Below are 15,540 nucleotides of genomic sequence, written 5' to 3' on the forward strand. Positions count from 1 at the left end.
GCTGTCTGCAGCCCGTTATTTCTTTTTACGTGGAAAGGGCCAGATCTCAGGTTATCAAGTGACAGAGGCACCCGCTTCATATAAAATAATGGCATAAGCTGATACATAGGAGGACGAATATGACTTGGAGAAAGAGCTATGAACGCTGGAAACAGACAGAACATTTAGATCCGGAATTAAAAGAGCGCCTTATTGAATTAGAGGGAGATGAACAGGCCCTTGAGGACTGTTTCTATAAAGACCTTGAATTCGGTACCGGCGGAATGCGCGGGGAAATCGGCGCCGGGACAAATCGGATGAATATTTACACTGTGCGCAAAGCATCGGCCGGGTTTGCGGCATACATCTCGAAGCAAGGTGAGGAAGCGAAAAAACGGGGCGTTGTCATTGCTTATGATTCCCGCCATAAATCTCCGGAGTTCGCGATGGAAGCGGCAAAAACACTTGCGACACAAGGCATCCAAACATACGTGTTTGATGAGCTTCGCCCGACGCCAGAGCTGTCATTCGCTGTCAGACAGCTGAACGCTTATGGGGGAATTGTGGTAACGGCAAGCCATAACCCGCCTGAATATAACGGCTACAAAGTATACGGGGATGATGGCGGCCAGCTGCCTCCAAAGGAAGCGGACATCGTCATTGAGCAGGTAAACGCGATTGAAAATGAGCTGACGATCACAGTGGACGAAGAAAATAAGTTAAAAGAAAAAGGCTTAATCAAAATCATCGGTGAAGATATTGATAAAGTTTATACAGAAAAACTGACGTCCATTTCTGTACATCCTGAATTATCGAAAGAAGTAGATGTAAAGGTTGTTTTCACACCGCTGCATGGAACTGCAAATAAACCGGTCAGACGCGGTCTTGAAGCACTCGGCTACAAAAATGTAACGGTTGTCAAAGAACAGGAACTGCCGGATTCAAACTTCTCCACTGTTACATCGCCGAACCCGGAAGAGCATGCGGCATTCGAATATGCCATTAAGCTTGGGGAGGAGCAGAATGCAGATATTCTCATCGCGACAGATCCTGATGCTGACCGCCTCGGCATCGCGGTGAAAAACGATCAAGGCAAATATACAGTGCTGACAGGAAACCAAACCGGAGCGCTGCTGCTTCATTACCTGCTTTCTGAAAAGAAAAAACAAGGCATCCTGCCTGATAACGGTGTTGTTCTCAAAACGATCGTCACAAGCGAAATCGGCCGTGCTGTAGCTTCTTCATTCGGCCTTGATACGATTGATACGCTGACAGGCTTTAAGTTTATCGGTGAAAAGATTAAGGAATACGAAGCATCAGGCCAGTATACCTTCCAATTTGGTTATGAAGAGAGCTACGGTTATTTAATCGGGGATTTTGCCCGCGATAAGGACGCCATTCAGGCTGCGCTTTTGGCAGTTGAAGTTTGCGCGTTCTATAAAAAACAGGGAATGTCTTTGTATGAGGCGCTCATCAATCTCTTTAACGAGTATGGTTTTTATCGTGAAGGGCTGAAATCCCTGACGCTGAAAGGCAAACAAGGAGCAGAGCAAATTGAAGCGATTCTTGCTTCCTTCAGACAAAATCCGCCGCAGAAAATGGCGGGCAAACAGGTTGTCACAGCAGAAGATTACGCTGTAAGCAAACGGACGCTTCTGACTGAAAACAAAGAAGAAGCCATCGATTTGCCAAAATCAAATGTCCTGAAATACTTCCTGGAAGACGGGTCTTGGTTCTGTCTTCGTCCTTCTGGAACTGAGCCGAAGGTGAAATTTTATTTCGCCGTAAAAGGGTCATCTTTGGAAGACAGTGAAAAGCGACTTGCCGTCCTTTCTGAAGATGTAATGAAGACGGTTGATGAAATTGTTGAGTCGACGGCAAAATAATTCAAGTATGAGCTGGGTCATTGTTAATGATCCAGCTTTTTCTTTTTCTCATCCAAAAGTCTGAAAGAAAATCATCCCATCAGTGAAGTAATGAAATACAAAAAACTGGTATAATCTTAAATACAAGATCAATGCCGGAGTGAGAAACGTGAGCAAAACGAGGATGGAAAAATTAAAAACGCTGAAAACGATTGCGGAAACCTTAAATCAAGGGCACGATATCAAAGCAACACTGGATGAGGTTTTAAAAGAGTTGCTGAGTCTGACAAACCTTCAATCCGGATGGATTTTTCTGATCGAAGAAGATGGGTCTTATACGTTAGCGGCCGACGCTTATCTGCCCCCGGCTTTAAGCCGCAAGGAAAAAGTGCTGATGTGCGAAGGGGAGTGTTACTGCCTGACGAAATTCAATAACGGAGGGCTTAGAAAGGCTGCAAATATCATGAACTGCAAACGCATCGAATCAGCAGAAAACCTGCATTGTTTTGACACAGAAGGGATTACGCATCATGCAACTGTGCCTTTAGAAGACGGGGACAGAAGATTCGGATTGTTAAATGTAGCGGCGGCCGGAAAAACCATGTTTGATGAGGAAGAGCTGCATTTACTCGAGTCTGTCGCCTTTCAGATCGGAACGGCAATCCAGCGTATGAGGCTTTCTGAATATCAACAAAAAAATGCTCTTTTAATGGAGCGTAACCGCCTCGCTCAGGAGCTTCACGATTCAGTCAATCAAATGCTGTTTTCCGTCAGTTTAACTGCCAAAGCTGCGAAGACACTAACAAAAGATGAAAATTTACAGCAGATGATTGATTTCATCCAAAACCTATCACAGGACGCGCTCGCAGAAATGAAAGCGTTAATTTGGCAGCTTCGCCCCGGAGGATTGGAAAAAGGGCTGGCTGAAGCCATTAAAAGCTATGGTGCGCTCATTGGATTGAAGATCATTTTTACACAAAAAGGCTGTCCTGTTCTGACTGATGAGCAGGAGCATATGCTATGGCGTGTCGTACAGGAAGCTTTAAATAACTGCAAAAAGCATGCCGGAACGGATACGGCGTATGTTAGTCTGACTGCTTCTTTGTGCCATGCGAAGCTGGATATCATCGATCATGGGGCAGGATTTCGCTATGAAGCGCATACCGGTCTGCCTTCACTTGGCATCAAGGGTATGAAAGAACGAGCGGAAAAAGCCGGAGCTAAGTTTTGGATTGAGTCAGCGCTTGGAACTGGAACAAAGCTGTCCATCAGGCTTCCGCTAACAAGCCGAAAAGGAGGGGCGGTATGAAAATTGTCATTGCTGATGATCATCATGTTGTCAGAAAGGGTCTGCGTTTTTTCTTTGCCACCCAGGATGATATTGAAGTTGTCGGAGAAGCTGCAACTGGAATAGAAGCTCTCCGTGTCATCGAAGAGACAAAGCCGGATCTTGTGCTAATGGATCTGTCTATGCCCGAGATGGACGGCATTCAAGCCATTAAAAAAGCAATACAGCAATTTCCGGAGACGAATATCATTGTGCTGACGAGCTACTCTGATCAGGAGCACGTCATCCCCGCGCTTCAGGCAGGCGCGAAGGCGTATCAATTAAAGGATACGGAGCCCGAGGAATTGGTGAAAACACTAAGACAAGTGCATGCTGGCGAATACAAGCTTTCTACAGCTATTATGCCCCATGTGCTGACACATATGAAAAATCAGCACGACCCGGAAAAAGAAAAATACTATCAATTAACAAGAAGGGAAAAAGACGTTCTGACTGAAATAGCGAACGGGAAAAGCAATAAAGAAATCGCAGCATCCTTGTTTATTTCAGAAAAAACAGTAAAAACCCATGTATCGAATCTTTTAGCAAAACTTGAAGTGGCCGATCGCACGCAAGCAGCGCTTTTCGCAGTGAAATATAACCTGAATGGAGAGATCTTAAAATGAACATGTTAGTCATAAATGGCACGCCTAGAAAACATGGCAGAACAAGAATTGCAGCTTCCTATATTGCAGCTCTGTATCACACGGATTTGATTGATCTAAGCGAGTTTGTATTGCCGGTTTTTAACGGTGAAGCGGATCAATCTGAACTGTTGAAGGTACAGGAGCTTAAGCAACGCGTTACGAAAGCGGATGCGATTGTATTATTATCGCCTGAATATCACAGCGGCATGAGCGGCGCTTTAAAAAATGCCTTGGATTTTCTAAGCAGCGAACAATTCAAATATAAGCCCGTTGCATTATTGGCAGTAGCGGGAGGCGGAAAAGGCGGCATCAATGCGCTGAACAATATGAGAACTGTGATGCGGGGTGTCTACGCCAATGTCATTCCGAAGCAGCTGGTGCTTGATCCGGTGCATATTGATGTTGAAAATGCTACAGTGGCTGAAAACATTAAGGAAAGCATAAAAGAGCTTGTCGAAGAACTCAGCATGTTCGCAAAAACAGGAAATCCCGGCGTCTAAACGCCGGGATTTGTTTATGTGAGAAGGGCTATTTGATCTTCATAAGTCAGCTCTGTGGCATGATCAATATAACGGAGAAGGGAATACAGCATCTTTTCTAAAACGGCGTAATCCTGTTCAAAATGATACGCATGCAGAAAATGCTCAATTCGTTTTGATAACAAATCGTCCTCTGTACGCACCATTAAAATTAATAAATTATCCCATTGAGAACGATGGGTGTAATAAAGCGCTTTATCGTAATCGGCATAATCCATGAATCGCTTCTCCTTTCTTGGGTGAGAAGTTCATGATTAGTTTATGCCGCATCCTCTGTTATTGACGGGGCAAAACTTGCCGTCTGCGTCAGTAAAGGGGTAGCAATATGAGGGAGACATAAAATCAAAATGCCTGAATGAAGATATCGCTTTTGGTAAACCTATGAGGGAACATATTCTGGGTACAGGAGACTGAAAAAATGAAATCTCTGCCGTATACCATTGCGCTTCTTTTTTGCGGATTGATTATCGTGTCAATGGCTGCAAAAGGTCATTCAATGGACACAAACGAGTCCGTTCAAAAGTGGGAACAGCTTGCCTGGAGCAAAATTCAGGATGAATATAAGGGCGCTTCATTTTCTGATTATGCTTATATGGGGCGTACAGAGGTGAATGATCAGCAGACGAAAGATGTCTTTCGGGTGACAGTCAGACAAAAAGATGACACTTTTTCTGTTCGGGCCGAAGTCTATTTTCATCCGGTGACAAATCATATGATCAGCATCAACGTCTTTAGGCTCTAATAAAAAACTGTACAGCCGTTAAGGCCGCACAGTTTCTGTTTTTAGAAATATCGTTTTGCACCGAGATAGCGCTGTTTCCAGTAAGAGTTATTCATATTGGAAATGACAACTCCGGAATCGTTGGCATTTATGAATTCCCCGTTGCCTAGGTAAATTCCGACGTGGGAAGGGCCGGCTTTATATGTTGTAAAGAAAACAAAATCTCCGACAGCAGGCTGGCTAACTGATTTCATTGTGTTCCAATATCCCGCTGCCGTTAATCTAGATACGGATGTGACTTTGTTCAGTACATAGTAAATGAATCCGCTGCAGTCAAACCCGGACGGTGTCGTGCCTCCCCAGCGATACGGAACCCCAAGCTGCGCTTTAGCGGCCGAAATCATTGTGTTAATCTTCGCACTCGTTGAGCTGGTGGTGTTTGAAGAACCGGATGAAGACGATGATGAAGCTTTTCCGGAAATGACCAGCTTTTGGCCAACCTGCAAGACATCCGTTTTTAAATTGTTTTTCTCACGAATCTGCTGAGCTGTTACATTAAATTTTTGAGCAATCACCCATAAGGAATCACCGCTTTTCACCGTGTATGTAGTCGTCGTGCCGGAGCTTGCATTTGACGAAGAAGACGACGATGATGAAGAGCCTGAAGATGCTTTACCTGTCAGCTTCAATACTTGTCCAACGTACAGCACATCTGATTTCAGATTGTTGATATTTCGGATTTGCTGTACAGTCAGGTTATAGTTGTTTGCGATTTTCCAAAGGGAATCACCGCTTTTAACGGTATATTTAGTTGTTGCTGAAGTTTGGTTCGATTTGGATGAATTGTCTTTAGAAGACGTAACAGAGCCGCTTGATTTTGTTTTCAACACCTGATTCACGTAAATGGTGTCTGATTTTAAGTTGTTCAAGACCTTCAATTCAGCGATGGACATATTGACTTTGTTTGCAATTTTCCAAAGTGAATCTCCAAGCTGCACCTTATATGTTCCCGTAGAAGATGAAGAACTTGAACTCTTATTAGAACTGCTTTTTGAACTGGAGCTTGAACTCTTATTAGAGTTGCTTTTTTTACTGGAACTAGGGCTTGAAGAAACAGTACCGGACACCTTTAATTTCTGCCCAGCACGAATTAAATCGCTGCTTAGTCCGTTTAATTTTTTCAGTTCTTGCACGGTCATTTTAAACTCATTTGCGATCAGCCAAAGTGAATCTCCGCTTTTCACTGTGTAAACAGAACTTCCGCTCTTCTTGGTTGTTGAGCTTGAAGTAGATGAAGAAGTGCTGGATTTGCTGCCTGGAATAGTAAGCGTCTGGCCGATCGACAGAACAGTAGTCGAAAGATGATTGGCGGATGTGAGGGCCGCCACACTTGTGTTATAGGTTTGGGCCAGTTTCCATAAAGAATCTCCGCTTTTGACCTTAATCGTTGCTGCTTCAGCTGGTGTCACTACTAAAGTTGTGCCGACAATCGCAGATGCTGTCAGCCCTGCTGCTAATTTCTTTTTCATCTTAGCTCTCCTTTTTCCCCCAATGATTTTGCATTTGCTGTTTCTTTTTTATATCGGCACATTTGTCTCATCGTTTTGCCTTTTTATAAAAATAGCCAAATTATCTTAACAATAAGGGGGAAAAAGGGCATAAAAAAAGAAGGAATCTTAATCTATTCCTTCATTTTTAAAAGCTTCATGATATCTTCTTTGTTTTTGACGAGGTCGCGCAGTGTGTATTTGTCTAAAACTGCGAGGTAGGCTAAAAGCGCTTCATTCAGCACATGTTTTAAGCCGCAAACCGGGGAAATAACACAGAGATTCTTGTTCGCATCAAAACATTCAACAATATTAAAATCGTCCTCCGTTTTTCTGACAACCTCACCGATGTTGATGTCTTCAGGTTCCATGCCTAATCGTATGCCGCCGCCCCGTCCGCGTATCGTTTCTACGTAGCCGAGCTGGCCGAGCCTGTATATGACTTTCATGAGATGATTTTTTGAAATAGAATACGTTTCGGCAATCTGTTTTATATTTGAAAGTTCTCCGGGACGCTCTGCAGCCAGAAAAATCAACACTCTTAATGAATAATCTGTATAATTGGTTAACTTCATAATAAGACCTCAGAATAAGACATTTTCTATATCTTATCATAATCGATTGAAAAATGAAAAAAAAGGAATTAAAAAAACATGCACCCAGCTGGGTGCATGTTTTTTGCTTACATGTCATTCGACGGATTTTGGTTTTTACGGTTTTTTTCGATTTCTGTGTTTTGCATTTTGCGTTCAAATGTAGACAGATAACGTGATGCAAAATCCTTACCGCCAAGGCCGAAGGATAAACCGAAAGCGAGTGCGAAGCCGCTAAGAACGATGATAAACGCGGAATTGACGATTGTCGCAGCGACACCAAGCTGATCCAGGGCCATAAAGAAAGCAAGTGCGATAATCGTATATTTAGCAATAGGCGCTAAAGACTTGAATTCCTGGCCTTTTATCATGCTTGAGAGCACTTTTCTCACCAATTCTCCTGCGTAAAGGCCGAGTCCGAGAATGAATACTGCGACAAGGACATTCGGCAGATACGCGATGATACCAGTGGCAATTTCTACGAGGAAGTGCAGCCGAACAATTTGAAGCGCCTCAGCTGTAAAGAGCAGAATGACAATGATTTGCGCAATCATACCGACAACTTGAGACAAGGACAGCTTTGCAGGCGTTCCGGCTTCCATGCCCATTTTCCCTAAGACAGAATCAAAGCCTGCGCGATGGAGCAGTCCGGACACCATGGATTTCACCCATTTTCCTGCCCAGATACCCGCTAATACAAGCACGATGGCAATTATGATGTTCGGAAGCATGTTTAAAATCGTATTCAGCATAGAGACAGCCGGTTTTGAAATGCCGGCGACATCCAGCTGATCAAGCGCTGAAATGACCACCGGAATCATAATGAGCACATAAGCGATTGTTCCGATGACTGCTGAAAGGCTTGTGTCTTTTAAGTAAATTGATAAACCCATACGTGCCGCGAATCTTTCGGTGCCGATGCTTGCAAGGAAATTCGTAATGATATCACGGACAAGGCGGGCAACAAGCCATCCGATTAATACGATAAGCGCCGCTGCAAATAATTTCGGCAGAAAAGCGAGCACGCTTTCCATCATATTTGTAAAAGGACCTGAAATGCCGCTGATTTTCAAAGAAGATAAGACCCCTGGCAGAAAAACAAGCAGCACGAGATAAAAGACAATTTGTGAAGCGGTATTGACAGCCTGGTGAATATCTTTTCCTTCAGACACCAAATTCCACTTGCGCAGTTTGTCACTCGTGTTCAGCTTCATCCCGATTTTTTTGACAAGGAAGCTCAAAACAGAAGCTGCAGCCCATCCTAACAGCAGAATGAGTCCGGCTTTCAGCACGCTTGGGATCGCAGCTGCAATCGCCGAAAGCATACTGACAAACGGCGATGCCACTGTTGTCAGGTGCAAAATGTTAAAGAATAAAATAAAGACGATGATCAGTGCGATAAAATAAACGACCTTGCTTATGACTTTTTCCGAGGAATAGCGTGAAGGCTTTTTCCCAGCAAAGAGCTTGTCGTCGATTTTTGTTTTGCTGAGTCCTTTGTATACCGCTTTTTCAATGATTTTAGCAATAGCCCAGCCGATTAATAAGACGAGTAAAGCAATGATTACGTTTGGCAGCTTACTGAGATAAGAAGAAAACACGTCTGCTACATTCAATTGGTATCGCTCCTTTTTCGTAGTATGGTGTGTGTTTACCCACTTATCCAATAAGCAAACAGATGAATGTGCCGGGGGAATTTTTTCTTGCCCGAGTGAGACTATCATCTTTTGTCTGGCGGGCTCATACATTATAGATAAGTCCAAGTAGGGGGGATTCGGTTGAACGCGGAGGAGAAGAAGGGATTACAGCGGGCAATTGAGGAAATTACCGAAATTGCAAAAGGATTCGGCCTTGATTTCTACCCGATGAGATATGAAATCTGCCCGGCTGAAATTATTTATACATTTGGCGCGTACGGGATGCCGACAAGATTCAGCCACTGGAGCTTCGGCAAGCAGTTTCACAAGATGAAGCTGCACTATGATCTAGGGTTAAGTAAGATCTATGAACTGGTCATTAACTCAGATCCATGCTACGCTTTTTTGCTGGACAGCAACTCACTGATCCAAAATAAATTGATTGTCGCACACGTTCTTGCTCATTGCGATTTCTTCAAAAACAACTGCCGTTTCCAAAACACGAAGCGCGATATGGTGGAAAGCATGGCGGCAACAGCTGAACGGATAAAACACTATGAACAGGTTCACGGGATAAAAGAAGTCGAATCTTTTTTAGATGCAATCCTTTCGATTCAGGAGCATATCGATCCGTCGTTGGTCCGACCAAAGCTCCAATGGAGTGTGGATGATGAGGAAGAGGAGATTGAAGAGGCAGCCACGCCTTACGATGATCTATGGTCTTTGGATGAAAAGAAACCGAAAAAACAAGTGAAAAAATCGAAAAAACCGTTCCCGCCGCGGCCTGAAAAAGATATCCTGCTTTTTATCGAGGAGCATTCCCGGGAGCTGGAGCCATGGCAGCGTGATATATTAACGATGATGAGAGAGGAAATGCTTTATTTCTGGCCTCAGCTGGAAACCAAGATTATGAATGAGGGCTGGGCTTCCTATTGGCACCAGCGAATTATACGTGAGCTTGATTTAACCTCTGATGAAGCGATCGAGTTCGCCAAGCTGAATGCAGGTGTCGTTCAGCCGTCCAAAACAGGCATTAATCCTTATTATTTAGGGCTGAAAATATTTGAAGACATTGAAAAGAGGTACAACAACCCGACGGAGGAAATGAAGAAAATGGGCGTGCAGCCTGACTCCGGCCGGGAGAAAATGTTTGAGGTCAGGGAGATTGAATCCGATATCTCTTTCATCCGCAATTATTTAACCAAAGAATTAGTCATGCGCGAGGATCTTTATTTGTTTCAAAAACAGGGCCGAGATTATAAAATCATCGATAAACAGTGGAAGTCGGTGCGCGACCAGCTCGTAAGCATGCGGGTAAATGGCGGTTTTCCATATTTGACAGTAAACGACGGCGATTATATGAAAAATAACGAGCTCTATATTAAGCATTGGTATGAAGGAATAGAGTTAGATTTGAAATATTTGGAGAAAGTGCTCCCTTATTTATTCCAGCTTTGGGGAAGAAGCGTGCACATTGAGTCTGTGCTTGAGGATAAGGAAGTCATGTTTTCGTACGACGGAAAAGGTGTTCACCGCAGATATTTATAAAAAAGAGGATGCAGCGTTCTGCATCCTTTTTATTTTCCAGTTTTTAAAATCTTAAATATGATGTTTGCCTGGTCCGTATTGTTAATCAATCCGCGGAATTTTTCTTTTCCGGGGCCGTACGCGTATACCGGTACTTCTTCGCCGGTATGATCGGTACTCGTCCATCCGCTGTTGGAGCGAGTATTAAAAATCTTGATGATGGCTTTGTAGGCCCCTTTGCTTTTGTCAGCCTGTGCAGCTGCTTCAACGCTTTTGATTTCTTCAGATGTGACTTTCAGATTGCCATAGCGGGCGAGCACATCTTTAACCGGCTTGCCTTCACTGATTTTTTTGGCCATGAATTCAGGTGTTTTCTTAGCGGAGAGAATCGGTTCTGCGTGCCAATTCTTTTCCCCGTTTGCGCCAATGGTAAAGCCGCCGGTTGTATGGTCAGCAGTTGCAATCACAAGTGTATGTTTGTCTTTTTTCGCAAATTCAATCGCGGCTTTATAGGCCTGTTCAAAATCTTTAACCTCGCTCATGGCTCCTACTGTATCATTGTCATGGGCCGCCCAGTCAATCTGGCTCCCTTCGACCATCAAGAAAAATCCTTTTTTATTTTGGTTCAGGCGATCAATTGCTGAAACCGTCATGTCTTTGAGAGACGGTGTTTTACTGTCACGGTCGAGCGCTTTAGCAAGCCCTCCATCTGCGAAAAGCCCGAGCACCTGCTGATCTTTATTTTTTTTCAATGCTTGTTTAGTTGTCACATAGCTGTAGCCGGCTTGTTTGAATTCCTTTGTCAAGTTTCTGTCCTTGCGGTTAAAATAAGATTTTCCGCCGCCGAGCAGCACGTCTATTTTATGTTTGCCTTTTATTTTGTCATCCATATAGCTGTTGGCGATTTGGTCCATGTTTTTCCGTAATTCATTGTGGGCGCCATATGCGGCTGGAGTGGCGTGGTTAATTTCAGACGTGGCGACAAGCCCTGTTGACTTGCCTTGCTGTTTGGCCTCTTCAAGTACAGATTTCACTTTTTTTCCGTTTTTATCGACGCCAATTGCATTGTTATATGTCTTAACGCCTGTCGCTAATGCTGTTCCGGCTGCTGCTGAATCTGTAATATTATAGTCAGGGTCATCCGGATGCGTCATCATCATGCCTGTCAGGTTCCGGTCAAATTCTGTTAACTTCGGGTTATTCGGTGTGTCACCGTTATTTTTCATGGAACGGTAGGCTCTTATGTAAGGCGTCCCCATGCCGTCGCCTATCATCACAATGACATTTCTGATCTCAGCTTTGTCTTGTTTTTTGGCGCTGGCCTTTTCTGTTTGCTGAAGCTCAGCTCCGGCAAAGATTCCAGCTGTAAGGACAGAAACAGCGGCGATTGACAGAAGTTTTGATTTCATATTTTGAAACAAACTCATTTTTTTCATGCCTCCTTTAATGTATTCCGTTTATCATGTTAGGGAAATTTTGTTAAATGCGGCTGCTGATCATGTAAACAATAAGTAAAGCCTTGTAAGGAAATGAAAAAACGCTTTTCGTTATCTTGCCTTATTTGATGTAAAGCATTCATTTTTCAGAAAAATCTTTACCTCTCTGTCTTTGCATGATATGTTTGTTTAAATAAAAAAACTGCGGATAACCACAGCTCTCCTCGAATATTCTTTATCACTCATTTTTCCGATATATGAGCCGACCCCGAAAGTTTTTCATTTATTTCCTTTATGTTGAAAAACATCCCATAAAACATGACAAAAGCACTCGTTTTTTGTCACCTTTGCAACGAAAATGAAATATTTAATACCCTTAAAAACTTTTTTTTAGAACGAATAATTAAGAAATTTGTCACATGAAGTCAAGACTATTTCTGATGGGAATCTATCCTTATAATAGAAATCAATAAGATTAATTTAAAAAAAGAGATACATATATAGAGAGTTAACATTTGGGGAGGAAAATATGAAAAAGCAAATCATTACAGCTACGACAGCAGTTGTTTTAGGATCGACGTTATTTGCAGGAGCGGCATCTGCACAAAGCATTAAGGTGAAAAAAGGCGACACGTTATGGGATCTTTCAAGAAAATACGACACAACGATCAGTAAAATTAAATCAGAGAACCACCTTCGTTCAGACATTATTTATGTGGGACAAACTTTATCGATTAACGGCAAATCTACAAGTTCAAAAAGCAGCAGTTCTTCTACCTCTTCTTCTACATACAAAGTAAAGAGCGGGGACAGCCTTTGGAAAATTTCAAAAAAATACGGCATGACAATCAATGAACTGAAGAAGCTGAATGGCTTAAAATCAGATTTGCTTCGTGTTGGACAAGTCCTGAAACTGAAAGGTTCAACTAGTTCAAGCAGCTCCAGCTCATCAAAAGTGTCATCGTCTTCCACTTCTACTTATAAAGTGAAGAGCGGAGACAGCCTTTCTAAAATTGCGAGCAAATATGGTACTACGGTTAGCAAATTAAAAAGCTTAAACGGCTTAAAATCAGATGTAATCTATGTCAACCAAGTATTGAAGGTGAAAGGAACAAGCACAAGCAGCTCAAAACCTGCTTCATCTTCATCATCTTCAAGCAGCAAAACGTCATCTACATCACTTAATGTGAGCAAACTGGTTTCTGATGCAAAAGCGTTAGTCGGAACGCCATATAAATGGGGCGGAACGACAACTTCCGGCTTTGACTGCAGCGGATTCATTTGGTACGTACTGAATAAACAAACAAGTGTGGGCAGAACAAGCACTGCAGGATACTGGAGTTCTATGAAGAGCATTGCCAGCCCGTCTGTTGGTGATTTCGTCTTCTTCACAACATATAAATCCGGCCCTTCTCACATGGGGATTTACATTGGAAACAACAGTTTCATTCATGCAGGATCAGACGGCGTACAAATCAGCAGCCTGAACAACAGCTACTGGAAGCCTCGTTACCTCGGTGCGAAAAGATTCTAATTTTTAGAGAAAACCCGTTCATTGGAACGGGTTTTTTTCATTAGACGGAGCACAGGCGTTTTGGTTGCTCCTAAAAATGAAAATGTGATAAAAAATCCAAGAATTTTTTTTCTTTCTTATTTTCATAAAGGGCAATCGCGTAAGCGCCGGCATAGGGCAGCTGTACAGACTGATAAGGAATTCTGATCATCTGTTTCTCTGCTAATTCACGCTTTACTGTAGATAAAGGCAGAAATGAAACTCCGAGTCCTTCCTTGATAAACCGTTTCGTTATATGTGTTTGAGTGACCTTCATTGTTCTCACAAATGGAAAAGTCATTCTGACTTGACGGAGCAAGTCGTCCCAGTAATCAGGATGATTGTGGGTCAAAAGCAGGTATTGTTCGAGCACCTCTTTGGCATCAATTTCGTTGTCTTCTATGAAACGCTTATCGGGCGGGGCAACAAGGACGACAGGGTCTTTGTATAAGCAGTGGCAGCTTAAAGAAGAAGACTGTACCTTTAAACAGCTTAGTCCGATATCTGCTTCCCCGGCTTTAATCAGTGACGCGATTTCCGCTGATTCGAAAATCGTAACCGCCATTTCTGTTTCCGTATTCATTGCTGTGTACCGTTTCATGACAGAAGGAAGCACAGTATCTGCAATAAGCGGAGAAACCGCGAGCTGTAAGGTTTGAGAGTAGCCTTGTCTCACTCTGTGAAGCTCTGCCATGCTGTTTTCATAATCATCAAGAAGCCTGAGCGCATACGGCAAATACGCCCTGCCTTCATCAGTCAGCTGGATTTGCCTGCCTTTACGCTCGAACAGCTTGCAGCTGATTTCTTTTTCTAATTGCTTGATATGTACGGTCACAGTGGGCTGAGATAAGAAAAGCGTTTCCGCCGTTTTTCGGAAGTTCTCATATTTTGTAGCGGTCACAAAGGTGTGAAGCCATTTGAAATCCATTTCTATTCTCCCTCTGATTAATATTTTTAATTAATTCCCTTTAAAATATTCATTATTTTTTAAATATTATATTTACTATAATAACAGAAAAGGATAGGGGGAATACAAATGGTACATTACGGATTAAAGGGAATTACATGTGTGGAAACATCAATCAGCCATATTGATGGTGAAAAAGGGCGTCTGATTTACAGAGGACATCATGCAAAAGACATCGCACTGAATCACAGCTTTGAAGAAGCGGCTTATTTGATTTTATTTGGAAAACTGCCTTCAACTGAAGAATTGCAGGTATTTAAAGATAAGCTGGCTGCGGAACGGAATCTTCCGGAACATATTGAGCGCTTGATTCAATCACTGCCAAACAACATGGACGATATGTCGGTGCTGAGAACGGTTGTTTCAGCATTGGGGGAAAATACGTACACATTCCATCCGAAAACAGAAGAAGCAATCCGGCTGATTGCAATCACGCCTTCCATCATTGCATACAGAAAAAGATGGACGCGCGGTGAACAAGCAATTGCACCTTCTTCCCAGTACGGACATGTCGAAAACTACTATTATATGCTCACAGGCGAACAGCCTTCAGAGGCAAAAAAGAAAGCGCTTGAAACCTATATGATTCTGGCCATGGAGCACGGCATGAACGCATCCACTTTTTCGGCACGAGTCACGTTATCAACAGAGAGTGATTTAGTGTCAGCCGTCACGGCTGCTCTCGGCACGATGAAAGGTCCGCTGCACGGAGGCGCTCCTTCTGCGGTGACAAAAATGCTTGAAGACATTGGAGAAAAAGAACATGCTGAAGCATATCTGAAAGAAAAACTCGAAAAAGGAGAGCGCTTGATGGGATTCGGCCACAGGGTGTACAAAACAAAAGACCCGCGGGCAGAAGCTTTGAGACAGAAAGCAGAAGAGGTGGCCGGCAATGACCGTGATCTTGATCTTGCGCTGCATGTAGAAGCAGAAGCGATTCGTTTGCTAGAAATCTACAAACCGGGACGAAAGCTGTACACAAATGTTGAATTTTACGCAGCTGCAGTGATGAAGGCCATCGATTTTGACGATGAATTGTTTACTCCGACCTTTTCAGCAAGCCGAATGGTAGGGTGGTGCGCCCATGTACTGGAACAGGCAGAAAACAACATGATTTTCCGCCCGTCAGCGCAATATACCGGTGCCATTCCCGAGGAAGTTCTTTCATAACATATTTTGGCGTTTATTCATTTCTGTCGTGTG

Annotated in this window: 14 protein-coding genes; 8 read left to right on the forward strand and 6 right to left on the reverse strand. The window is 43.1% G+C overall.

Annotation, left to right across the window (positions count from 1 at the left end; genetic code table 11):
• The first annotated feature begins 119 nt into the window (after positions 1-119).
• From pgcA to yhdA, 4 genes are all read left to right on the forward strand, one after another.
• Entirely contained in the window at positions 120-1,865 is a 1,746-nt protein-coding gene (pgcA, locus tag NSU05_RS04965) for a phosphoglucomutase (RefSeq protein WP_038428672.1), read from the forward strand.
• A 148-nt stretch (positions 1,866-2,013) separates the two neighbouring features.
• Positions 2,014-3,153 (forward strand): two-component system sensor histidine kinase YhcY, encoded by a 1,140-nt coding sequence (gene yhcY, locus NSU05_RS04970; RefSeq protein ID WP_038428673.1) that lies wholly within the window; start codon positions 2,014-2,016, stop codon positions 3,151-3,153.
• Positions 3,150-3,797, forward strand: a complete 648-nt coding sequence (gene yhcZ, locus NSU05_RS04975; RefSeq protein ID WP_038428674.1) for a two-component system response regulator YhcZ — start codon at positions 3,150-3,152, stop codon at positions 3,795-3,797. The genes yhcY and yhcZ overlap by 4 nt, the downstream gene beginning before the upstream one ends.
• The gene (yhdA, locus tag NSU05_RS04980; protein ID WP_021479674.1) at positions 3,794-4,318 is read left to right on the forward strand and encodes an FMN-dependent NADPH-azoreductase; all 525 of its coding nucleotides are present in this window, start codon (positions 3,794-3,796) and stop codon (positions 4,316-4,318) included. The genes yhcZ and yhdA overlap by 4 nt, the downstream gene beginning before the upstream one ends.
• A 14-nt stretch (positions 4,319-4,332) precedes the next feature.
• Here yhdA and NSU05_RS04985 read toward each other — a convergent pair whose 3' ends face one another.
• The gene (locus NSU05_RS04985; protein WP_003233373.1) at positions 4,333-4,575 is read right to left on the reverse strand and encodes a YhdB family protein; all 243 of its coding nucleotides are present in this window, start codon (positions 4,573-4,575) and stop codon (positions 4,333-4,335) included.
• 200 nt (positions 4,576-4,775) lie between these two features.
• Between NSU05_RS04985 and NSU05_RS04990 the strand changes: the two genes are divergently transcribed.
• Positions 4,776-5,099: a YqzG/YhdC family protein gene (locus NSU05_RS04990; RefSeq protein WP_038428675.1), complete on the forward strand. Its 324-nt coding sequence runs from the start codon at positions 4,776-4,778 to the stop codon at positions 5,097-5,099.
• A 41-nt stretch (positions 5,100-5,140) separates the two neighbouring features.
• Here NSU05_RS04990 and lytF read toward each other — a convergent pair whose 3' ends face one another.
• From lytF to NSU05_RS05005, 3 genes are all read right to left on the reverse strand, one after another.
• Complete coding sequence (gene lytF / locus NSU05_RS04995; RefSeq protein WP_038428676.1) at positions 5,141-6,607, reverse strand: peptidoglycan endopeptidase LytF; 1,467 nt, start codon at positions 6,605-6,607, stop codon at positions 5,141-5,143.
• A gap of 152 nt (positions 6,608-6,759) precedes the next feature.
• Positions 6,760-7,200, reverse strand: a complete 441-nt coding sequence (gene nsrR / locus NSU05_RS05000; RefSeq protein WP_014479293.1) for a nitric oxide-sensing transcriptional repressor NsrR — start codon at positions 7,198-7,200, stop codon at positions 6,760-6,762.
• A 107-nt stretch (positions 7,201-7,307) separates the two neighbouring features.
• Positions 7,308-8,966 carry a mechanosensitive ion channel gene (locus NSU05_RS05005; protein WP_080348077.1) on the reverse strand — a complete coding sequence of 553 codons (1,659 nt, stop codon included), beginning with the start codon at positions 8,964-8,966 and terminating at the stop codon, positions 7,308-7,310.
• Positions 8,967-8,996: 30 nt separating this feature from the next.
• Here NSU05_RS05005 and spoVR point away from each other — a divergent pair, with 30 nt between their 5' ends.
• Positions 8,997-10,403 (forward strand): stage V sporulation protein SpoVR, encoded by a 1,407-nt coding sequence (gene spoVR, locus NSU05_RS05010; RefSeq protein WP_003233364.1) that lies wholly within the window; start codon positions 8,997-8,999, stop codon positions 10,401-10,403.
• 29 nt (positions 10,404-10,432) lie between these two features.
• Here the strand turns inward: spoVR and phoA are convergent, their stop codons facing one another.
• Entirely contained in the window at positions 10,433-11,818 is a 1,386-nt protein-coding gene (gene phoA / locus NSU05_RS05015; protein WP_082200934.1) for an alkaline phosphatase PhoA, read from the reverse strand.
• A gap of 529 nt (positions 11,819-12,347) precedes the next feature.
• On the opposite strand from phoA, the gene lytE reads away from it, so the two are divergent.
• Positions 12,348-13,352 (forward strand): peptidoglycan endopeptidase LytE, encoded by a 1,005-nt coding sequence (gene lytE, locus NSU05_RS05020; protein WP_021479670.1) that lies wholly within the window; start codon positions 12,348-12,350, stop codon positions 13,350-13,352.
• Positions 13,353-13,422: 70 nt separating this feature from the next.
• Here the strand turns inward: lytE and citR are convergent, their stop codons facing one another.
• Positions 13,423-14,298 (reverse strand): transcriptional regulator CitR, encoded by an 876-nt coding sequence (gene citR, locus NSU05_RS05025; RefSeq protein WP_038428683.1) that lies wholly within the window; start codon positions 14,296-14,298, stop codon positions 13,423-13,425.
• 108 nt (positions 14,299-14,406) lie between these two features.
• Here citR and citA point away from each other — a divergent pair, with 108 nt between their 5' ends.
• On the forward strand, positions 14,407-15,507 hold the full coding sequence (gene citA / locus NSU05_RS05030) for a citrate synthase CitA (RefSeq protein WP_024573277.1): 1,101 nt from the start codon (positions 14,407-14,409) through the stop codon (positions 15,505-15,507).
• The last annotated feature ends 33 nt before the right edge of the window (positions 15,508-15,540 follow it).

The organism is Bacillus sp. EU52 (genome assembly GCF_037964975.1).
Classification (GTDB): domain Bacteria; phylum Bacillota; class Bacilli; order Bacillales; family Bacillaceae; genus Bacillus; species Bacillus subtilis.

Coding starts and splice junctions, on each gene's coding strand:
- pgcA (WP_038428672.1), top strand. CDS start 120: ATGACTTGGAGAAAGAGCTATGAACGCTGGAAACAGACAGAACATTTA.
- yhcZ (WP_038428674.1), top strand. CDS start 3,150: ATGAAAATTGTCATTGCTGATGATCATCATGTTGTCAGAAAGGGTCTG.
- yhdA (WP_021479674.1), top strand. CDS start 3,794: ATGAACATGTTAGTCATAAATGGCACGCCTAGAAAACATGGCAGAACA.
- NSU05_RS04985 (WP_003233373.1), bottom strand. CDS start 4,575: ATGGATTATGCCGATTACGATAAAGCGCTTTATTACACCCATCGTTCT.
- NSU05_RS04990 (WP_038428675.1), top strand. CDS start 4,776: ATGAAATCTCTGCCGTATACCATTGCGCTTCTTTTTTGCGGATTGATT.
- lytF (WP_038428676.1), bottom strand. CDS start 6,607: ATGAAAAAGAAATTAGCAGCAGGGCTGACAGCATCTGCGATTGTCGGC.
- nsrR (WP_014479293.1), bottom strand. CDS start 7,200: ATGAAGTTAACCAATTATACAGATTATTCATTAAGAGTGTTGATTTTT.
- NSU05_RS05005 (WP_080348077.1), bottom strand. CDS start 8,966: ATGTATGAGCCCGCCAGACAAAAGATGATAGTCTCACTCGGGCAAGAA.
- phoA (WP_082200934.1), bottom strand. CDS start 11,818: ATGAAAAAAATGAGTTTGTTTCAAAATATGAAATCAAAACTTCTGTCA.
- lytE (WP_021479670.1), top strand. CDS start 12,348: ATGAAAAAGCAAATCATTACAGCTACGACAGCAGTTGTTTTAGGATCG.
- citR (WP_038428683.1), bottom strand. CDS start 14,298: ATGGATTTCAAATGGCTTCACACCTTTGTGACCGCTACAAAATATGAG.
- citA (WP_024573277.1), top strand. CDS start 14,407: ATGGTACATTACGGATTAAAGGGAATTACATGTGTGGAAACATCAATC.